We start from the raw sequence: 19,372 nt of genomic DNA, 5'->3' as shown, positions 1-19,372 counted from the left end.
GTACTTCCTGTTTCGATTTAGTTGGCAATTTAGGTAGCAAACATGCAGACCCCGCACATTCTTATCGTTGAAGACGAGTTGGTAACACGCAACACGTTAAAAAGTATTTTCGAAGCAGAAGGTTACGATGTATTCGAAGCGACCGATGGCGCGGAAATGCATCAGATCCTGTCTGAAAATGATATCAACCTGGTGATCATGGATATCAACCTGCCGGGTAAAAATGGTCTTCTGCTGGCGCGCGAGCTGCGCGNGTACTTCCTGTTTCGATTTAGTTGGCAATTTAGGTAGCAAACATGCAGACCCCGCACATTCTTATCGTTGAAGACGAGTTGGTAACACGCAACACGTTAAAAAGTATTTTCGAAGCAGAAGGTTATGATGTATTCGAAGCGACCGATGGCGCGGAAATGCATCAGATCCTGTCTGAAAATGATATCAACCTGGTGATCATGGATATCAACCTGCCGGGTAAAAATGGTCTCCTGTTAGCACGCGAACTGCGTGAGCAGGCGGACGTCGCGCTGATGTTCCTCACCGGCCGCGATAACGAAGTGGATAAAATCCTTGGCCTCGAAATTGGCGCCGATGATTATATCACTAAACCGTTCAACCCACGTGAACTGACGATCCGCGCGCGCAACCTGCTCTCCCGTACCATGAACCTGGGTACCGTGAGCGAAGAGCGCCGTAGCGTGGAAAGCTACAAGTTCAACGGCTGGGAGCTGGATATCAATAGCCGCTCGCTGGTAAGCCCCAATGGTGAGCAGTACAAGCTGCCGCGCAGTGAATTCCGCGCCATGCTGCACTTCTGCGAAAATCCGGGCAAAATCCAGTCGCGTGCGGAACTGCTGAAGAAAATGACCGGCCGTGAGCTGAAGCCGCACGACCGTACCGTGGACGTGACCATCCGTCGCATTCGTAAGCATTTTGAATCCACTCCGGACACCCCGGAAATTATCGCCACCATCCATGGCGAGGGGTACCGCTTCTGTGGCGACCTGCAGGAATAACACCATTTTTCTTGCTGTCATAACGTAAAAACGGCGCAATTCGCGCCGTTTTTTTATTTCCAGATCCTGAGCTTATCGTCATCCTGACCAGCGTCCGGCAGCTCACCTTTTGCCTTCGGCAGAGATAACGCGTACCAGTCAACGTGGCGGGTCAGGAACATCAGCGCACTTAACGCCAGCAGCAATACGCCGGTCCCCAGCAGCAATGCGCTATCTTCCGATCGCAACAGCATCCACATAACGCCGTCCAGCAGCAGTAGCGCGCAGACGAACAGTAAACTGTTACGCCAACCATTCAATACTGCCTGAAGATACACCCCGTTGATGAGCGCGCCTAGCAGGCTGGCGGCAATCCACGATGCTGTAAAACCGATATGTTCGGACAGCGCCAGCAGCACCAGATAGAACATGACCAGCGACAGCCCCACCAGCAGATACTGCATGGGGTGCATGCGATACCGCGTTAAGCTTTCAAAAACAAAAAATGCCATAAACGTCAGCGTTATCAACAGAACGGCATATTTTGTCGCCCGATCGGTCAGCTGATATTGATCGGCGGGCGTGGTGACATTCACGTTGAAAGCGGGCAACTGACGCCACTCAATCTGCCGACCCTCAACAAAAAACTTCGCCATATTGTTGGCAAACCAGGTGCTTTGCCACTGGGCGCTATAGCCTGTTGGGCTGACTTCCCGCTTTGCAGGTAAAAAGTCGCCAAGGAAACCCGGGTGCGGCCAGTTGCCGGCAAGCTGTAAGGTACTGTTGCGCCCAAGCGGAACCACCGAGAAGCTGCCGCTGCCATTCAGATTGAGCGTGAATTCAATATCCAGCGCTTTTTGTTCAGGGAGTAACAGCGGCATCGGCATATGAATGCCCTCCCCGCTATCGTCGAGACCCGGCCCAGGCTCAACGGGTAGCCTCTCGCCATTGAGCTCTGGTGACTTAATCTCGCCAATACCGCGCGCATCGCTGACGCTGACAACCAGAAACGGTCTGCCCAGCGTAATCGTCTGCTTCCTGAGCGCCTTGATGCGCGAAGGATCAAAATGCGCTTTGACGCTGAGATTATTGTGCCAGATCTGCCCCTCATAGATACCGATTCGCCGTGATTCAACATCCTGATTACCGGTGACCGCCAGCGTCTCCGGCAGCCAGTAGTGTACCCATTGGGTTTGATATTCTACCGTTTTAGTTCCCTCAACCCGCGTTAGCGTCTCGGTTACCGGAATGGCAATCAGCGGTCCGGCCAGTTTCTGCGATCCGCTGGTGCTGCTCTCCAGCGCGTCAACCACGTCGCTACGATAGTCCGCGCGTTCAACGATCAGCTGCCGGACCAGCATCAGCGGGATCGACAACAGTAAAATGCACCCCAGCAGGGTGCTCATTTTCCAGAATAGTGGTGATTTCAACATAGCCCTCTCCTTAGTGATGCGCTCACCTTAAAGGGGCCGTGTGGGGAGAGTTTGAAGCTATGTGAAGTGAGCGTGAAGTGTCAGCAAAGCGCACGCGCCGCCTTCAGGGCGGTTAACCAGCTGGATATCCCCCTGATGCAGGCGCGCGACTTCACGAACAAACGCCAGCCCCAGGCCACTGCTTTTTTGCCCATTTTCACGAGGCAGGGAATAGAAACGTTCAAAAATACGCCCCAGGGCGTAGTCGGGAATGCCGCATCCCGTATCGCATACGGTTAACAGCACGCCGCCATCACGCTCTTCCGCCCCAAGCAGGATTTCACCTGCGGAAGGCGTGAAATCGATAGCATTATCAAGGAGATTACCCAACGCCTGCGCCAGAAGCTCCCGATCGCCTTCAACCATCAGAGGTGTATCCTGCCAGCGCAGCGTCACTTTTTTCGCCGCCAGCGCGATCTCGCGCTCCTCGGCCAGGCGATGAAATAGCTCAGCGACGGGGACGGGACGTCGGGCGATCTCCAGCCGGTTCTCCAGCCGGGCCTGCTGGAGCAAATTTTCCACCAGCGACTGCATTCGCGCGTTCTGCGCCAGAATATTACGCGTAAAACGGGCTGCGACCTCAGGCGGAGGAGCCTCACGGAGAATTTCTGCCGCGCCGCGAATCGCCGCCAGCGGGCTCTTCAGCTCATGGGTCAGCGCATAAATATAGTTTTCAATGGCGTTTTTACCTTCAAGCTTAAGGCGCATACTCTCCAGCGCCTGCGCCAGCTTACGCAGTTCGCTGCCGCCCAGATTCGGCAGCGGAACCGGACGATCGGCGGTCACGGAGTCCGCGTAGCGAACCAGCTTGCCGATGGAAAAGTTAATCCACCATACCATCGCAGCGCCTATCAGGAGCGCGATCCCCAGCAGCGCCCCGCCGGCCCACAGAATACGCCGCTCGCTGCGTTTAATGACCGGCGCCATGGCCAGGTTGGGTTTCCCGACGCTTAGCACGCCAATGATTCGGCCGCTGTCAGTCACCGGCGCGGCAATATACATCACCGAGCTGTTATCATCGTTCGGATCGCTGCGCGTGCTGCGCGCGCCGTATTGCCCGCGTAAAGTGAGCCAGACATCGTTCCAGCGCGAGTAGTCTTGCCCCAGCGCACTGCCCGCAGAATCAAACACCACCTTGCCCTGCGCATCGGTCATATAGACGTGATATTCATTGCGAACTTTATTAATGCCGGCAATGTTGGCGTTGATCGGCTGGCGATGCAGCGTTTGAAAAGCCTGGGCCAGGCGCCCGTGCTGGGGATCGGCGGAGAGTAAATCCTCGCGGGCCAGCTCGGCAAGCAGGGTAGCCGTATCAATCAGCGTCCCTTCGGTTGCCCGCCGGACCCCGGGTTTAATCTCCTGAACGAAGATGGAAAGCACAAACCAGGCCGCGATCGCCACAATCAAAAAGTAGCCCATCAGCAGCCGCATACCGATGCGCATCAGAAGCCTCCAAGGCTGTATCCCATGCCGCGGTGCGTATTGATGGGGGAGATGTCAGGGTTCACTTCTCGCAGCTTAGCGCGCAGCGTTTTGATATGAGTATCCACGGTACGATCGAAGCTCTCGTTCGCATCGCCCCATACCTGCTCCATCAGCTGCTGGCGGGAAAAAATGCGCCCCGGAGAGTGCAGTAGCGTTTTTAATAATAAAAACTCATAGCGGGTCAGATTCAGGCTCTGACCGCACCAGGTGACCCGAGCCGCGGCGTCGTTCAATGTGAACTCCCCCACGCGCAAGAGCGGTGGAGGGGCGGCGAACTTCTGCAGCCGCCGCAGAACGGTGCGAACTCTGGCGCAAACTTCACGAGGGGAAAATGGCTTGGCAATATAGTCATCAGCGCCGATTTCCAGGCCAAGCAGCTTATCCACCTCTTCGCTGCGGGCCGTCAGGAACAGCACCGGCAGCGCCGGGTAGCGGGCAAGCAGCCGCCGACAGAGCTCAAACCCGCTGATATCCGGCAGCCCGACGTCGAGAATCGCCAGGTCGGGTTGGTGGTGATGTGCCGCATCGAGCGCCGGCAGTCCGCGCTCGAACGCCGTAACGAGAAATCCTTCCTGCTGCAGCTGGTAGACGAGCGTATCGGCGATGCTCATCTCATCTTCCACCAACCAGATCCGCGGTTGTTGCATCGGCGTTCCCTGTTATTTATTCCATGGCATAATCGGCACCGCGCTAATCGCGTTCTTCGGCGAGCCATCGACGATTTTATCCGAATAGGTCAGATAGACCAGCGCATTGCGTTTGGCATCGTAAAAGCGCACCACCTGCAGCTTTTTAAATACCAGCGAGGTGCGTTTCTGGAACACGACATCGCCCTGCGTTTTACCGTTTTTGATTTTATCCGTCAGCTCAATCGGCCCCACCTGCTGACAGGAGATCGCAGCATCAGAGGTATCTTCCGCCAGCCCTAACCCGCCTTTAATTCCCCCGGTTTTCGCCCGGCTGATGTAGCACGTCACGTTTTGTACATCCGGGTCGTCAAAGGCCTCTACGACAATTTTATGATCCGGCCCAAGGAACTTAAACACGGTATCCACAGAGCCAATTTGCTCCGCCTGCGCCATCTGAGACCCCGCCAGTAAAAGCATACCTGCCACTAACTTCTTGTATTTCATATTGTTACCATTCTTAAAAATTTAGCTGAGTGATTATCACACATTAAGCAGAAAAGTTTTATAGATCACAGCTTTACAAAATTACCACCGATACTTCTGGAAGAATCGCATTTAAAAGCAAAAAAAACACTGAATGCTAAAACATCAAAAAATGCTATTATCCGCTACCTTTAGTATCAGGCACCTGAGTTTAAGGATGGGGATATTTTATGGATCAAGCAGGGATTATTCGCGATCTCCTTAGCTGGCTGGAAGGTCACCTGGATCAGCCACTCTCACTGGACAATGTGGCAGCGAAGGCGGGCTATTCCAAGTGGCATCTGCAAAGAATGTTCAAGGACGTGACCGGCCATGCCATTGGTGCCTATATTCGCGCCCGTCGCTTATCTAAGTCAGCGGTTGCCCTACGCCTGACCGCGCGTCCAATTCTCGATATTGCGCTGCAGTATCGCTTTGACTCGCAGCAGACTTTTACTCGCGCATTTAAAAAACAGTTCTCGTTGACGCCAGCCCTTTACCGACGCTCCCCCGACTGGAGCTCTTACGGTATGCGTCCTCCGCTGCGTCTGGGCGAGTTCACCATGCCGCAGTACGAATTCGTCACGCTGAACACCACTCAGCTGGTCGGCGTGACCCAGAGCTATACCTGCAAGCTGGAAGAGATCTCCGATTTCCGTAATCAGATGCGCGTGCAGTTCTGGCGTGAATTCCTCGCCAATACGCCATCGATTCCTCCGACGCTGTACGGCCTGCATGAGCCGCGTCCGAGCCTCGATAAAGACGATGAGCAGGAGGTGTTTTACACCACCGCGCTGACGCCGGAGCTGGCTAACGGCCATCTGCACAACGCCCACCCGGTGACGCTGGAAGGCGGCGAATACGTGATGTTTACCTACGAAGGATTGGGCACCGGGCTACAGGAATTTATTCTGACGGTTTACGGCACCTGCATGCCGATGCTCAATCTCACTCGTCGTAAGGGCCTGGATATCGAACGCTTCTTCCCGGAAGATGAAAACCGGAATCAGGAACCGCCTATTCAGCTGCGCTGCGAATACCTGATTCCGATTCGTCGTTAACGCTGTAGCTCATCCATCGCGGGGGCATCAAGATGCGAGACATCCCCCGCGGTTTCCACGACCCATCCCGACGCCAGCCAGGGGCTTTGCTGATAGTCAACGCGAGAGATAGAGCAGTTGCGCAGACGCAGGCGACGCTCCGCATAGGCGGGCAAGCCAAGAATCGTACTCACCAGACACCCCAGCGCCATGCCGTGGCTCACCAGCAGCGGCCGGCTACCTGCGGGCAGCTCCAGACAAGAGGTCAGCGCCGCGTGCATACGGTCGCTCAGCTCCTGCATTGACTCTCCCTGCGGGATGCGCCCGTCGGGCGTACCATTAACCAGCTGTCGACGCCAGCCCTCTTCTTCTTCGCTCAGCGAGTCGATATGGCGCTTTTCCAGCACGCCCATATCCAGCTCACGCAAGCGTGAATCGGTCATGACGCTGCATCCGCAGGCTTCAGCGATGATTTCTGCGGTACGCCGCGTCCGGCCTAAATCGCTGGCGATAATATGCGTAATCCCCAGCGTTCTGGCGCGCTCGCCTACCTGCCAGGCCTGACGCTCACCGTGGGCGGTAAGCGGACTGTCGGACTGGCCCTGAATACGTCGCTCGGCGTTCCACTGCGTTTCACCGTGGCGAACAAGGTATACCTGTAACATGCTTTATTATCCGTTATGAGCTCTTAACCATTAAGCTACAAGCATAGCCGCCTGCAACAAGAATGATTTGGAGTATACTGCGATGATGTTTAGTATTTCTGAGTTGTTTTGATTATGCACCATGTTGTCTCAGCTACCACTAATCCCGCCAAAATTCAGGCAATTCTGCAGGCTTTTAACGAGATCTTCGGCGAAGGATCCTGCCACATTGAGTCCGTCTCCGTCGAGAGCGGCGTGCCGGAACAGCCTTTTGGCAGCAACGAAACGCGCGCTGGCGCACGAAACCGCGTGGCCAACGCGCGTCGCGCGCAGCCCAATGCTGACTTCTGGGTCGCTATTGAAGCCGGCATCGATGAGGGCAGCACCTTTAGCTGGGTGACGATCGAGGACGGCAGCCTGCGCGGCGAAGCGCGCTCGGCGACCCTGCCGCTGCCGCAGGTCATTCTTGAAAAAGTCCAGGCAGGAGAAGCGCTGGGGCCGGTGATGTCTCAGTATACCGGCATCGATGAAATTGGCCGTAAAGAGGGCGCTATCGGCGTATTTACGGCCGGAAAACTGACGCGCAGCAGCGTTTATCATCAGGCCGTCGTGCTGGCGCTAAGCCCGTTTCATAACGCTATTTATCGTTAACGTTAATCAACGCCTGCTCCAGCCACAGACGCAGCTCCGGCGGGGCTGACTTCAGGCTGTTCGAACCGCGGGTAATGGTGGCGATCCCGGCGCCGAGCTCGTTTTTCAGCTCGCGCTGGCTCATCTCGCCGCGCAGCAGCTCTTCAATAATACGCACCCGCGTGCCCAGCGCCTCGCGCTCGTCGGGCGTCAGCATGAGCTGTAAAAGCGGCAGATGGAGATCGTCGGCGTACGCCTGCTGCAGGAGAGCAACAAAACGCAGCCACTCCTGATGACGCTGTTCGGCCACCGCCGCTGAATAGGGGGATTGTTGGGTCATGTTACGCCACCTGTCGAATGTACTCACTAACGAGTACAAAGCATAACATACTTCTGTCCGGACTCTACGGATTTCGGGCAACATCGCGAAATACGATGTTGCCCGACGACGGCGATATTAATAGCGCAGCTTCCACTCCGCATCGCTCAGCAGCGTCTCTTTCTGGCCCATAAAATAGCGATAGTAGGCGTCATAGGACAAAACGTTTTTCACGTAGCCGCGCGTTTCAGAGAACGGAATGCTCTCAATAAACGCCACCGCGTCAATGCGGCCGCCGCTGTTGCCCCGCCACGTGCGCACCCGCCCGGGACCGGCGTTATAGGCCGCGGAGGCGAAGATACGGTTATTGCCAAACTGCTGATAAACATACTGCAGATAGCTGGTACCAATGTTGATGTTCATTTCCGGATCGAGCAGCTGCGATGGACCGCTATAGCCGGGAATACTGAACATGCTCACCGTATGCGTTGCCGTCCCCGGCATAATCTGCATCAGACCGCGGGCGCCAACCGGTGAACCGGCTTTCGGGTTCCAGGCGCTCTCCTGACGCGCAATGGCCATCGCGTAGCTTTGCGGAATATCTTTACCGCTGATATAGCGGGTAAAGAGGTCGTTATAGGCCAGCGGGAAACGCTCTTCCAGCTGATCCCACAATTTGCCGGCGATGGTGGCCTGGACGCTGAGATCCCACCAGTTCTGATTAAACGCGTAACGAGCCAGCTGCGCCTGCTGGTCTTTGGTCTTGCTGGTGACCAGATTGGCCCACTCGCTGCGGGCGGTGTTATCCATATTCCAGTACATCAGTTCGCGCACCCGCGCCATTTCCGGCCCCGAGGTCAGCGCCGGATCGAGGTTCGCTGGCGCTTTATCGATGCGGAACCTGTACTCCTCGCCAAGGCGCTGCGCGGCGACCATCGGATAGAAGCCGCGCTGCTGCATCAGCGAGCGGAGAATATCTTTCGCTTCGTCATCGCGCCCGCGCTCCAGCAGCAGATCGGCCTGCCAGTAGCGCCATTCGTCCTTCTCTTTCGCCTCCATCGGCAAGCGCGCCAGCCAGGTGTTCAGGCCCCGGCGGTCCCCAAGACCCAGCGCCATACGTACCCGGCGCTCCACCAGCGAGGTGGATTGCGAACGCATAATGGCATCGTCGCGCCAGATGGCCTGCTCTTCGGTCACGTCGCTGCCCATCAGGCGCCAGGCGACGATGTCCCGCAGCTCCTGAATCTGATCTTCATTGAGCTGCTGCGCCTGCGCTAATGAGGGGATCATCAGGCGCGCATTTTCCACATCCTGCCGCGCAACGCTGGCAAACGCGACCGCCGCCATCTGGCGGGTAAAATCCGTCGCGCCGGTTGTCCGGGCGAACGTCATCACGCTGTTGGGATCGTTAGCCAGCGCGATGACCGCCGTCGAAATCGTTTGATAATCGGCAGGCATCTGCTGGGCCAGGACCCGCACCAGGCTGGTATTGCCCGCTTTCATCGCCAGGCGAATGCGTTCAAGGTAGGCCAGCGGATCCTGCTGGCCGGAGGCGCGCCAGGCGCCAAACAGCTGGTCACAGGCGTTTGGCTGACTTTTGCCGCTCAGCCACAGCGCTTTGGCGCCGTCCCAGGCCTCCTGAGCCTGGCCGACGTTCCACTTCGCATAGTAGTAATTGCACTGCGCCTCGGTGCCGGTCGGCTTATCCGGACTGAAGGCCAGCAGGCCGCGCCAGTCGCTACGGCGCGCCAGTTCATTGACGAACCGTGATTTCAGCGAGCGCGCGGGGGGCAGCGTCGGGTTGGCAGCGATAAAGTTGGTCACCACCAGCGCCGGCTGGTTCATCAGATCGTCGGTAATCTGCCGGTACTGGAGATAAGGATAGAGCGGATAGGTCGTCAGGGTGGGCATCAGCTGGTTGACGACGTCCATTTGTCGACTGTCCCACGCCTGTTTAATTTGAGCATAGCGGCTGCGCTGTTCATCCAGTGAATCCGCATGCGCCAGTTGGCTTAACGTCAGCAGACTTACGCCGGCGGCCAGAAGACGCCACGTCACAGTTTTGGCTTTTTCCACAAGCTCTTCCTCTATTCAGATACACCACAGCAGCATCATGCCGCGGGCAAAAATTTCAGGTATTACGTAGATATGCTAATCAGACAACGCGAATCGCGCCACGTCCCGGACATTTTTTTACGCTTTTGTGAATCCCATCGCCTCGCTGGGATTAAAGCGCGAAAAAGGCTACACTTCGCCTTTGAAAACTATTCACTACCCTACTCAAAATCATTCTGGCTGCATCAAGCGAGCCTGAGGGATGAAGAGTATATAAAAGAGGCGAAGTCCAACGTGGCTCAATTCGTTTATACCATGCATCGTGTCGGCAAAGTGGTTCCGCCGAAACGTCATATTCTGAAAAATATCTCCCTGAGCTTTTTCCCTGGCGCAAAAATCGGCGTTCTCGGTCTGAACGGCGCCGGTAAGTCTACCCTGCTGCGCATCATGGCCGGCATCGATACCGATATCGAAGGCGAAGCCCGTCCGCAGCCGGGCCTGAAAATCGGCTATCTGCCGCAGGAGCCGCAGCTCAATCCGGAGCAGACCGTCCGTGAGTCGGTTGAAGAAGCGGTGGCCGAAGTGGTCAACGCCCTGAAAGGTCTGGACGAGGTGTACGCCAAATACGCGGAGCCGGATGCCGACTTCGACAAGCTCGCCGCTCAGCAGGGCAAGTTCGAAGAGATTATCCAGGCGCACGATGGCCATAACCTGAACGTCCAGCTTGAGCGCGCGGCGGATGCCCTGCGTCTGCCGGACTGGGACGCGAAAATCGCCAACCTGTCCGGCGGTGAGCGCCGCCGCGTCGCGCTGTGCCGCCTGCTGCTGGAAAAACCAGACATGCTGCTGCTCGACGAACCGACTAACCACCTGGATGCAGAGTCCGTCGCGTGGCTGGAACGCTTCCTGCACGATTTCGAAGGCACCGTCGTGGCAATTACCCACGACCGCTACTTCCTCGATAACGTCGCCGGCTGGATCCTTGAGCTTGACCGCGGCGAAGGTATTCCGTGGGAAGGCAACTACTCCTCCTGGCTGGAGCAGAAAGATCAGCGTCTGGCGCAGGAAGCTTCTCAGGAAGCGGCGCGCCGTAAGTCAATCGAGAAAGAGCTGGAGTGGGTCCGTCAGGGCGCGAAAGGCCGTCAGTCTAAGGGCAAAGCCCGTCTGGCGCGCTTTGAAGAGCTTAACAACGTCGAGTACCAGAAGCGCAACGAGACTAACGAACTGTTTATTCCGCCAGGCGCACGTCTGGGGGATAAAGTCGTGGAAGTCAGCAACCTGCGTAAGTCCTACGGCGACCGTCTGCTGATCGACGACCTGAGCTTCTCGGTACCGAAAGGCGCTATCGTCGGCATCATCGGCCCGAACGGCGCGGGTAAATCCACCCTGTTCCGCATGATGTCCGGTCAGGAACAGCCTGATGCCGGTTCAATCACCCTGGGTGAAACCGTCAAGCTGGCCTCCGTCGATCAGTTCCGCGACGCGATGGACAACAGCAAAACCGTATGGGAAGAAGTTTCCGGCGGGCTGGATATCATGAAGATTGGCAACACCGAGATGCCGAGCCGCGCCTACGTGGGCCGCTTTAACTTCAAAGGCGTTGACCAGGGCAAGCGCGTTGGCGAGCTGTCCGGCGGTGAGCGCGGTCGTCTGCACCTGGCGAAGCTGCTGCAGGTGGGCGGTAACGTCCTGCTGCTCGATGAGCCCACCAACGACCTGGATATCGAAACCCTGCGCGCGCTGGAAAACGCCCTGCTGGAGTTCCCGGGCTGTGCGATGGTTATCTCGCACGACCGCTGGTTCCTCGACCGCATCGCGACCCACATTCTGGACTACCAGGATGAAGGTAAGGTGGAGTTCTTCGAAGGTAACTTTACCGAATACGAAGAGTACAAGAAACGCACCCTCGGCGCCGATGCGCTGGAGCCGAAGCGTATTAAGTACAAACGTATCGCGAAATAAAAGCAAAAGGGCAACGCAGGTTGCCCTTTTTCGTGTTTGCCCCCTCCCCCGCTGGGAGAGGGTTGTAGCCCGCCGCAGGCATTTATGCGGCATCAGGCCGCAGAAGGCCTATCCCTGCTCGCCCATCATCTCTTTCACCAGCTCCACGCAGCGCAGGAAGCGGGCATCGTAGTCGGCCTCTTTTACATGCACAAAATCTATCTCGTTTTCCTTAAGCAACGACACCAGCAGCGTCTGAAACTCTTTGCGGTCCACCGAGCTGCCAAGGCTACGCAAACCATCGGCCACCCACGGCGTGTTGTTTTCCAGCAGGATGACCAGGTCAAAACGATACTCGTCGATCAGCGCCTGCACAAAGGGATGTTCCCGCCCTTCGTACTTGAGACAGAACGCCTGGGTGCTGACAAAGTCCGTGTCGATGAACGCCACCTTGTTGGCATACTTCACCGCGAAATCAATATACTGCGCGTGGCCGAGGGCAATCTTGTCGTAGTCGGAATATTGCAGCGCCATCTCATCGCCGCCGAGGTGCGAAAAGACGTAGTCGCGGCCATACTCCCAGGCGCTGGTGGTATTAAAGATATTGGATAGCTTATTCACCAGCGTCGACTTACCGCTCGATTCACCGCCCAGGATCGCCACCGTGCGCACGAAAAACGGCTTCACTTCAGTAGGAATATATTCCCAATAGCGGAACGGATTTTCACGAATCTGCCCGCCGCTGATGTTCATAAAGGTGCGTTTAGGATCGATGAGTACGGTTTCAATTCCCAGATGATCCAGATACTGCGGCGCGTCGCCCTCTTCCGAGGTGTAGATCCAGTTAGGCTCAATGCCCTTCTCGTTCATAAAGGCGCGAATCCCGCGGCTCCAGACGTCCCAGCCGTGCGGATAAGGTTCCATCCCCTCTTCATTGAAGGCGTGGATGCGGATATTTTTCTGGTACTTGAAGGTCTGCAGCAGCCAGCGCAGGCGATCGGGCACGGTCGGCTGCTGCGACATCGCGCTCTTTTCAAACAGCTCGCGGTCGCGGGGATCGTCGTAGCCCATAATGATGTGCAGCTCATCGACCTGGCTACAGGCGCGCTGAATCAAATAGATGTGTCCGGTATGCAGCGGGTAAAACTTACCAAATACCACGCCAACGCTTTTTTGCCGACGCGGAAACTCCAGCCCGAGAAACCGGTGCAGCGCTTCCAGCTTCTGCGCGCTGGGGCTTTTAATTTTCGCGTTCAGCAGCTGGCTCAGATAGCCTTTTGTCATCCCGCTGGCGTCAGCTACCTGCTGTAGCGTACACCCCTTCTGCTTAATGGCGCTTTTTAAATAGTCAAATGACGACATCGCGAGTCTCCTTTTAACTTATTATAAGTCGTCAAAGACGCTAAGTGCGTCCGCAAGCTTTTTCACGCCAAAGATTTGCATCCCTTCCGGCACTTTTTTCGGCACATTGGCTGCCGGAACAATCGCCCGACGAAAACCATGCTTAGCCGCTTCTGAAATACGCTCCTGGCCGCTCGGCACCGGGCGAATCTCGCCTGCCAGACCCACTTCGCCGAAAACCACCAGGTCCTGGGGCAGCGGACGGTCGCGCAGGCTGGAAACCATCGCCAGCAGCAGCGCCAGATCGGCGCTGGTTTCGGTGACCTTTACGCCACCAACGACGTTGACGAAGACGTCCTGGTCGGCCATCTGCAGACCGCCGTGACGATGCAGAACCGCCAGCAGGATCGCCAGACGGTTCTGCTCCAGCCCCACCGCCACGCGGCGCGGGTTGGACATCATCGAGTGATCGACCAGCGCCTGGATCTCCACCAGCAGCGGTCGCGTGCCTTCCCAGACCACCATCACCGAACTGCCGGAAGTCACTTCGTCACCGCGGCTCAGAAAGATAGCCGAGGGGTTGCTCACTTCACGTAGCCCCTGCTCGGTCATGGCGAATACGCCCAGCTCGTTGACCGCGCCGAAGCGGTTTTTATGACTGCGCAGGGTGCGGAAACGAGAATCGGCGTCGCCGTCGAGCAGCACGGAGCAGTCGATACAGTGCTCCAGCACTTTCGGCCCGGCCAGCGAGCCGTCTTTGGTCACGTGGCCGACCATGACGATAGCCACGCCGCGCGTCTTGGCAAAGCGCGTTAAATAGGCCGCCGTTTCGCGCACCTGGGCCACGCTGCCCGGCGACGACTGTACGTCGGCCATATGCATCACCTGGATGGAGTCGATAACCATCAGCTGCGGCTTTTCTTCATCGGCAATCTGGCAAATCTGCTCAATGCTGGTTTCTGACAGCATATTGAGGTTAGCCGTCGGCAGGCCTAAACGGTGAGCGCGCATCGCCACCTGCTGAAGCGACTCTTCCCCGGTGACGTAGAGCGTTTTCATACCTTCGGCGAGCTTACACAGGGTTTGCAGCAGCAGAGTCGACTTACCCGCGCCGGGGTTGCCGCCGATCAGAATCGCGCTCCCCGGCACCACGCCGCCGCCGAGCACGCGGTCAAACTCTTTAAAGCCGGTCGAAAAGCGCGGCAGCGCTTCGAGGCTGATATCGGAGAGCTTCTGCACTTTCGATACGCCGGCATTACCGGCATATCCTGACAGACGTTCGTTTCTTGCCACCTGGGGCGAAGCGGCAATGCGCATCTCGGTTATGGTATTCCAGGCATGACAGGCGCTGCACTGCCCCTGCCAGCGCGGATAATCCGCACCGCATTCATTACAGACAAATGCGCGTTTTGGAGCTTTCGCCACGTTAACCTCTTACTTTTGATTCATGCTGCCGGAGAGAATACAGAATACCCCCATCAGGTCAGCGTGGCGGATTGTCACTTCCGCCAGTTCATTAACTTTGGGCTTAGCATGATAGGCGATGCCGAGCCCTGCCGCTTTAATCATCGGCAGATCGTTTGCGCCATCGCCAATGGCGACGGTTTGCGCCGGCGGGATCTCATACTTTTCCGCCAGTTTACGCAGCGTATTGGCTTTGTATTTCGCATCGACGATATCGCCGATAACGTTGCCGGTCAGCTTACCGTCCATGATCTCCAGTTCGTTGGCGACCACCGCGTCGAGATGCAGCTTGTCGCGCAGATACTCGGCAAAGAAGGTGAAGCCGCCGGAGGCGATCGCCACTTTCCAGCCGAGCGTTTCCAGCTTCAGCACCAGCTGGGTCAGGCCCGGCATCAGCGGCAGCGTTTCCCGCACCTGCAGCAGAATATTGGCATCGGCATCTTTCAGCGTCGCCACCCGCTGGCGCAGGCTGGCGGTAAAATCAAGTTCGCCGCGCATCGCGCGCTCGGTCACTTCAGAGACCAGCTCGCCGGTACCGGCCAGTTTGGCGATTTCATCAATGCACTCAATCTGAATCGCCGTCGAGTCCATATCCATGACCAGCAGCCCCGGCGTACGTAAATGCGGGATTTTACCCAGCGGCGCGACGTCAAAACCGGCCTCATGGGCCAGACGGGTCGCCCGTAGCGTTAAAGAACCAGCCAACCGAATCACCTGATAGTCGTCAACCGCCCAGGAGGCAACAATCACCAGGGCCGCCCCCAGTTCGCGCTGCCACTCGGTCAGGCGACGCTTGTTAAGACCGCGGCCATACAGCAGCCAGCCGCTGCGTCCGGCGTGATAATCCAACGGCATGACCTCATCACCGCTCAGGGAAAGCGGCAATCCAGGCCACTGGGAAACATCTTCAGGCAGGTCGCACCAGGTCAAACTGTTTGGCATCACGGCTCCACATAACTTCATTCAGGCGAGGAAAATAACGCATGAGGCTACCTTGTAACCAGCGCTTCTGGCAACATTAAGCTGCAAATTTTCAAAGGTGGAATATGGTACGCGCAAAACTTAAATTCCGGCTGCATCGCGCGGTGATTGTTCTGATCTGTCTCGCGCTCCTCGTCGCCCTGATGCAGGGGGCCTCATGGTTCAGCCAGAACAGCCAGAAGCAGCGCAATCCGCAGCTGGAAGAGCTGGCCCGCACGCTCGCCCAGCAGGTCACGCTCAACCTGGCGCCGCTGATGCGTAGCGAAACGCCCGACGAAAAGCGGATTAGCCAGCTGCTGGATCAGCTTACCCATAAAAGCCGGATCCTCGACGCCGGCGTATATGACGAACAGGGCGACCTGGTGGCGCGTTCCGGCGAAAGCGTCGAGGTACGCGATCGGCTGGCGCTGGACGGTAAAAAAGCCGGCGGCTACTTCAACCAGCAAATCGTCGAACCTGTTCAGGGTAAAAACGGCCCGCTCGGCTACCTGCGCCTGACGCTGGATACCCATACCCTGGCCACCGAAGCTCAGCAGGTCGATAATACCACCAATATCCTGCGTCTGATGCTGCTGCTATCTCTGGCCATCGGCGTCGTCCTGACGCGCACCCTGCTGCAGGGTAAACGTACCCGCTGGCAGCAATCGCCTTTCCTGCTCACCGCCAATAAGCCGGTGCAGGATGAAGATAAAGATGAATCAGAATAAGGAAATCGCCATGTCCACGCTGCGCCTGCTGCTCTCCGACTCTTACGACCCCTGGTTCAATCTGGCGGTTGAGGAGTCTATTTTTCGCCAGATGCCCGCGACTCAACGGGTGCTGTTTCTGTGGCGCAATGCCGATACGGTGGTCATTGGCCGCGCGCAGAACCCGTGGAAAGAGTGCAACACCCGACGTATGGAAGAAGATAACGTGCGCCTGGCCCGTCGCAGCAGCGGCGGCGGCGCGGTATTCCACGATCTGGGCAATACCTGCTTTACCTTTATGGCCGGCAAACCGGAGTACGATAAAACCGTTTCCACAAATATCGTGCTGACGGCGCTGAATGCGCTGGGCGTAGCGGCGGAAGCCTCGGGCCGCAACGATCTGGTGGTCAAAACCGCCGAAGGCGACCGCAAGGTCTCCGGTTCCGCCTATCGCGAAACGATGGATCGCGGCTTTCACCACGGTACGCTGCTGCTGAACGCCGATTTAAGCCGCCTGGCCAACTACCTCAATCCCGATAAGAAGAAGCTGCAGGCCAAAGGCATTACCTCCGTGCGCGGACGGGTAGCCAATCTGGTCGAGCTGCTGCCGGGCATTACCCATCAGCAGGTTTGCGAAGCGATTCAGGAGGCGTTCTTCGCCCATTACGGCGAGCGCGTGGAGGCCGAAGTGATCTCTCCGGAGAAAATGCCGGACCTGCCGAATTTTGCCGCGACCTTTGCCCGCCAGAGCAGCTGGGAGTGGAACTTTGGCCAGGCTCCGGCCTTCAGCCATCTGCTGGATGAACGTTTTACCTGGGGCGGCGTAGAGCTCCATTTCGACGTCGAAAAAGGCCATATCACGCGTACGCAGATTTTTACCGACAGCCTCAACCCGGCGCCGCTGGAAGCGCTGGCCGCCAGGCTACAGGGATGCCTCTACCGCGCGGATATGCTGCAGCAGGAGTGCGATGCATTACTCGTGGATTTTCCGGAGCAGGAGAAAGCGCTGCGGGAGCTCTCGGCATGGATTGCCGGCGCGGTACGCTAACGTGCGGTCACCCCGGCCCTCTCCCTATGGGAGAGGGCCGAAGAGATGATTATTCTTTATCGCCCAGCAGAACGGATTCCAGCGCGATTTTAATCATGTCGTTGAAGGTCGTCTGACGTTCAGCGGAGCTGGTCTGCTCGTGGGTACGGATGTGGTCGGAGACCGTGCAGATGGTCAGCGCTTTGGCACCAAATTCCGCCGCGACGCCGTAGATGCCAGCCGCTTCCATTTCCACGCCCAGGATGCCGTATTTTTCCATCACGTCGAACATTTCGCCGCCGTCCGGCGCATAGAACAGGTCAGCAGAGAAAATGTTGCCCACGCGAGCGTCAACGCCCAGCGCTTTTGCCGCGTCAACCGCGTTACGCACCATGCCAAAGTCGGCAATCGCCGCAAAGTCGTGGTCCTTAAAACGCATACGGTTAACTTTAGAGTCGGTGCAGGCACCCATGCCGATAACCACGTCGCGCAGCTTAACGTCCATACGCACGGCACCGCAGGAGCCGACGCGAATGATTTTTTTGACGCCGAAGTCGGTGATCAGCTCTTTTGCGTAAATGGAGCAGGACGGGATCCCCATGCCGTGACCCATCACGGAAATTTTGCGGCCTTTGTAGGTACCGGTGAAGCCCAGCATACCGCGCACGTTATTCACTTCGCGGACATCTTCAAGGAACGTTTCTGCAATGTGCTTCGCGCGCAGCGGGTCACCAGGCATCAGCACAACGTCAGCGAAATCGCCCATTTCTGCGTTAATGTGTGGAGTAGCCATCGTTAAATCCTTCTGAATGTTTTACCTGATGGCGGCTATGCCTAATCAGGTCGACAAAAAAGGCCCGGCGAGCGAGGCTCACCGGGCAAATAATCACAGCATGTTTTTGCCGTATTCCATCGGAGACGTACCGAAGTACGTTGCCAGGGTCTGGCCGATATCGGCGAAGGTTTCGCGGTGACCCAGAGAACCCGGCTTCACTTTCGGGCCATAGATCAGCACCGGAATGTGCTCGCGGGTATGGTCGGTACCGGTCCAGGTCGGGTCGCAGCCGTGGTCGGCGGTCAGGATCAGAATGTCATCTTCCCCGACCAGTTCCATCAGCTCCGGCAGACGGCGATCGAACAGCTCCAACCCTGCGGCATAGCCTGCAACGTCGCGGCGGTGGCCCCAGGAAGAGTCGAAGTCCACGAAGTTGGTGAAGACGATGGTCTCGTCTCCCGCTTCTTTCATCTCTTTGATGGTGGCGTCAAACAGCGCATCCAGGCCGGTCGCCTTCACCTTTTTGGTAATACCGCAGTTGGCGTAGATATCGGCGATTTTACCCACCGATACAACCTGGCCCTTTTTCTCGTCGACCAGCTTCTGCAGCACCGTCGGCGCCGGCGGCTCAACGGCCAAATCGTGGCGGTTACCGGTGCGCTGGAAGTTGCCGGCTTTGTCGCCGATAAACGGACGCGCGATAACGCGACCGATGTTGTAGCCGCCTTCGGTCAGCTCTTCACGCGCGATTTCACACAGCTCGTACAGCTTATCGAGACCAAAGGTCTCTTCATGACAGGCAATCTGGAATACCGAGTCAGCGGAGGTATAGAAAATCGGCTTGCCGGTTTTCATATGCTCTTCGCCCAGCTGGTCGAGGATAACGGTACCGGAAGAGTGGCAGTTGCCGAGGTAGCCCGGCAGGTTTGCGCGCTTAACCAGTTTATCCAGAAGTTCCTGCGGGAAGCTGTTTTCATGCTCGGGGAAGTAGCCCCAGTCAAACAGAACCGGCACGCCGGCGATTTCCCAGTGGCCTGACGGGGTGTCTTTACCGGAAGAGAGCTCATGCGCCCATGCGTAGGCGCCGATAACGTCCGCGCTGCCGTCCATACCGGCGGCAATTTTACCGGTAGAACCCTCATGGGCTTTAACCAGCCCCAGACGGGTCAGATTCGGTAGATTGAGCGGGCCATTGCGGCCGTTGTCAGCCTCGCCTTTGGCACAGGCTTCTGCAATATGGCCCATGGTGTCTGAACCGACGTCGCCAAAGCGATCGGCGTCTTCAGTCGCACCGATGCCGAATGAGTCCAGCACCATAATAAATGCACGTTTCATATTATTCTCCGTACCTTTTGCGCTGCAAAAAAGC

At 57.1% G+C, this 19,372-nt stretch carries 18 protein-coding genes and 1 pseudogene; 7 read left to right on the top strand and 12 right to left on the bottom strand.

All coding sequences use genetic code 11. The features are described 5' to 3' along the window. Nucleotides 1-42: 42 nt before the first annotated feature. Nucleotides 43-252, top strand: a pseudogene (locus FQK12_RS20285) (response regulator); the annotation flags it as partial. 44 nt (nt 253-296) lie between these two features. Next, on the top strand, nt 297-1,013 hold the full coding sequence (arcA, locus tag FQK12_RS20280; protein WP_002887843.1) for a two-component system response regulator ArcA: 717 nt from the start codon (nt 297-299) through the stop codon (nt 1,011-1,013). 53 nt (nt 1,014-1,066) lie between these two features. Here the strand turns inward: arcA and creD are convergent, their stop codons facing one another. Genes creD through creA form a run of 4 tightly spaced genes read right to left on the bottom strand, consistent with a single transcriptional unit; the run spans nt 1,067 to nt 5,082 of the window. Further along, complete coding sequence (gene creD, locus FQK12_RS20275) at nt 1,067-2,425, bottom strand: cell envelope integrity protein CreD (RefSeq protein WP_032692981.1); 1,359 nt, start codon at nt 2,423-2,425, stop codon at nt 1,067-1,069. A gap of 57 nt (nt 2,426-2,482) precedes the next feature. Beyond that, nucleotides 2,483-3,907 carry a two-component system sensor histidine kinase CreC gene (gene creC / locus FQK12_RS20270; protein WP_014227844.1) on the bottom strand — a complete coding sequence of 475 codons (1,425 nt, stop codon included), beginning with the start codon at nt 3,905-3,907 and terminating at the stop codon, nt 2,483-2,485. Further along, complete coding sequence (gene creB, locus FQK12_RS20265) at nt 3,907-4,596, bottom strand: two-component system response regulator CreB (RefSeq protein ID WP_014227843.1); 690 nt, start codon at nt 4,594-4,596, stop codon at nt 3,907-3,909. Before creB ends, creC begins: the two co-directional genes overlap by 1 nt. A gap of 12 nt (nt 4,597-4,608) precedes the next feature. Beyond that, on the bottom strand, nt 4,609-5,082 hold the full coding sequence (creA, locus tag FQK12_RS20260) for a protein CreA (RefSeq protein ID WP_004098425.1): 474 nt from the start codon (nt 5,080-5,082) through the stop codon (nt 4,609-4,611). Between the two features lie 209 nt (nt 5,083-5,291). On the opposite strand from creA, the gene robA reads away from it, so the two are divergent. Further along, nucleotides 5,292-6,161, top strand: a complete 870-nt coding sequence (robA, locus tag FQK12_RS20255) for an MDR efflux pump AcrAB transcriptional activator RobA (protein WP_014227841.1) — start codon at nt 5,292-5,294, stop codon at nt 6,159-6,161. Here robA and gpmB read toward each other — a convergent pair. Next, a complete protein-coding gene (gene gpmB, locus FQK12_RS20250) occupies nt 6,158-6,805 on the bottom strand; it encodes a 2,3-diphosphoglycerate-dependent phosphoglycerate mutase GpmB (RefSeq protein ID WP_014227840.1) in 648 nt (215 codons plus the stop codon). The two genes, robA and gpmB, sit on opposite strands and share 4 nt — an antisense overlap. A 114-nt stretch (nt 6,806-6,919) precedes the next feature. Here gpmB and yjjX point away from each other — a divergent pair, with 114 nt between their 5' ends. After that, nucleotides 6,920-7,435: an inosine/xanthosine triphosphatase gene (gene yjjX, locus FQK12_RS20245; RefSeq protein ID WP_014227839.1), complete on the top strand. Its 516-nt coding sequence runs from the start codon at nt 6,920-6,922 to the stop codon at nt 7,433-7,435. Here the strand turns inward: yjjX and trpR are convergent. Together trpR and sltY are read right to left on the bottom strand one after the other, a co-directional pair. Further along, nucleotides 7,422-7,754 carry a trp operon repressor gene (trpR, locus tag FQK12_RS20240; protein WP_004098417.1) on the bottom strand — a complete coding sequence of 111 codons (333 nt, stop codon included), beginning with the start codon at nt 7,752-7,754 and terminating at the stop codon, nt 7,422-7,424. The two genes, yjjX and trpR, sit on opposite strands and share 14 nt — an antisense overlap. A 117-nt stretch (nt 7,755-7,871) precedes the next feature. Continuing rightward, nucleotides 7,872-9,809 carry a murein transglycosylase gene (gene sltY / locus FQK12_RS20235; RefSeq protein ID WP_014227838.1) on the bottom strand — a complete coding sequence of 646 codons (1,938 nt, stop codon included), beginning with the start codon at nt 9,807-9,809 and terminating at the stop codon, nt 7,872-7,874. A 273-nt stretch (nt 9,810-10,082) separates the two neighbouring features. Between sltY and ettA the strand changes: the two genes are divergently transcribed. After that, nucleotides 10,083-11,750, top strand: a complete 1,668-nt coding sequence (gene ettA, locus FQK12_RS20230) for an energy-dependent translational throttle protein EttA (RefSeq protein ID WP_014227837.1) — start codon at nt 10,083-10,085, stop codon at nt 11,748-11,750. Nucleotides 11,751-11,858: 108 nt separating this feature from the next. Here the strand turns inward: ettA and nadR are convergent, their stop codons facing one another. Genes nadR through serB form a run of 3 tightly spaced genes read right to left on the bottom strand, consistent with a single transcriptional unit; the run spans nt 11,859 to nt 15,476 of the window. Then, a complete protein-coding gene (gene nadR, locus FQK12_RS20225; RefSeq protein WP_004098414.1) occupies nt 11,859-13,091 on the bottom strand; it encodes a multifunctional transcriptional regulator/nicotinamide-nucleotide adenylyltransferase/ribosylnicotinamide kinase NadR in 1,233 nt (410 codons plus the stop codon). 21 nt (nt 13,092-13,112) lie between these two features. Next, complete coding sequence (radA, locus tag FQK12_RS20220) at nt 13,113-14,495, bottom strand: DNA repair protein RadA (RefSeq protein WP_004098408.1); 1,383 nt, start codon at nt 14,493-14,495, stop codon at nt 13,113-13,115. Between the two features lie 9 nt (nt 14,496-14,504). Continuing rightward, entirely contained in the window at nt 14,505-15,476 is a 972-nt protein-coding gene (serB, locus tag FQK12_RS20215; protein ID WP_014227836.1) for a phosphoserine phosphatase, read from the bottom strand. A gap of 104 nt (nt 15,477-15,580) precedes the next feature. On the opposite strand from serB, the gene FQK12_RS20210 reads away from it, so the two are divergent. Beyond that, entirely contained in the window at nt 15,581-16,222 is a 642-nt protein-coding gene (locus tag FQK12_RS20210; protein WP_014227835.1) for a YtjB family periplasmic protein, read from the top strand. A 10-nt stretch (nt 16,223-16,232) separates the two neighbouring features. Beyond that, nucleotides 16,233-17,249, top strand: coding sequence for a lipoate--protein ligase LplA (gene lplA, locus FQK12_RS20205; RefSeq protein WP_014227834.1), 1,017 nt, complete (start codon nt 16,233-16,235; stop codon nt 17,247-17,249). Between the two features lie 49 nt (nt 17,250-17,298). On the opposite strand, the gene deoD is transcribed toward lplA, so the two are convergent. Further along, on the bottom strand, nt 17,299-18,021 hold the full coding sequence (gene deoD, locus FQK12_RS20200) for a purine-nucleoside phosphorylase (protein ID WP_004098401.1): 723 nt from the start codon (nt 18,019-18,021) through the stop codon (nt 17,299-17,301). A 93-nt stretch (nt 18,022-18,114) separates the two neighbouring features. Continuing rightward, nucleotides 18,115-19,338, bottom strand: a complete 1,224-nt coding sequence (deoB, locus tag FQK12_RS20195; protein ID WP_014227833.1) for a phosphopentomutase — start codon at nt 19,336-19,338, stop codon at nt 18,115-18,117. Nucleotides 19,339-19,372: the final 34 nt, after the last annotated feature.

It is taken from the genome of Klebsiella sp. ME-303 (genome assembly GCF_007910085.1).
Taxonomy (GTDB): Bacteria; Pseudomonadota; Gammaproteobacteria; order Enterobacterales; family Enterobacteriaceae; genus Klebsiella; species Klebsiella michiganensis.
Note: the sequence above shows the minus strand (reverse complement) of the source record. Positions and strands in the feature narration are given on the sequence as shown.

Excerpts from the sequence above, each read along its gene's own strand:
- arcA (WP_002887843.1), top strand. The coding sequence starts at position 297 with ATGCAGACCCCGCACATTCTTATCGTTGAAGACGAGTTGGTAACACGC.
- trpR (WP_004098417.1), bottom strand. The coding sequence starts at position 7,754 with ATGACCCAACAATCCCCCTATTCAGCGGCGGTGGCCGAACAGCGTCAT.
- lplA (WP_014227834.1), top strand. The coding sequence starts at position 16,233 with ATGTCCACGCTGCGCCTGCTGCTCTCCGACTCTTACGACCCCTGGTTC.
- gpmB (WP_014227840.1), bottom strand. The coding sequence starts at position 6,805 with ATGTTACAGGTATACCTTGTTCGCCACGGTGAAACGCAGTGGAACGCC.
- creC (WP_014227844.1), bottom strand. The coding sequence starts at position 3,907 with ATGCGCATCGGTATGCGGCTGCTGATGGGCTACTTTTTGATTGTGGCG.
- creD (WP_032692981.1), bottom strand. The coding sequence starts at position 2,425 with ATGTTGAAATCACCACTATTCTGGAAAATGAGCACCCTGCTGGGGTGC.
- serB (WP_014227836.1), bottom strand. The coding sequence starts at position 15,476 with ATGCCAAACAGTTTGACCTGGTGCGACCTGCCTGAAGATGTTTCCCAG.
- deoD (WP_004098401.1), bottom strand. The coding sequence starts at position 18,021 with ATGGCTACTCCACACATTAACGCAGAAATGGGCGATTTCGCTGACGTT.
- creB (WP_014227843.1), bottom strand. The coding sequence starts at position 4,596 with ATGCAACAACCGCGGATCTGGTTGGTGGAAGATGAGATGAGCATCGCC.
- robA (WP_014227841.1), top strand. The coding sequence starts at position 5,292 with ATGGATCAAGCAGGGATTATTCGCGATCTCCTTAGCTGGCTGGAAGGT.
- creA (WP_004098425.1), bottom strand. The coding sequence starts at position 5,082 with ATGAAATACAAGAAGTTAGTGGCAGGTATGCTTTTACTGGCGGGGTCT.
- yjjX (WP_014227839.1), top strand. The coding sequence starts at position 6,920 with ATGCACCATGTTGTCTCAGCTACCACTAATCCCGCCAAAATTCAGGCA.
- FQK12_RS20210 (WP_014227835.1), top strand. The coding sequence starts at position 15,581 with ATGGTACGCGCAAAACTTAAATTCCGGCTGCATCGCGCGGTGATTGTT.
- nadR (WP_004098414.1), bottom strand. The coding sequence starts at position 13,091 with ATGTCGTCATTTGACTATTTAAAAAGCGCCATTAAGCAGAAGGGGTGT.
- deoB (WP_014227833.1), bottom strand. The coding sequence starts at position 19,338 with ATGAAACGTGCATTTATTATGGTGCTGGACTCATTCGGCATCGGTGCG.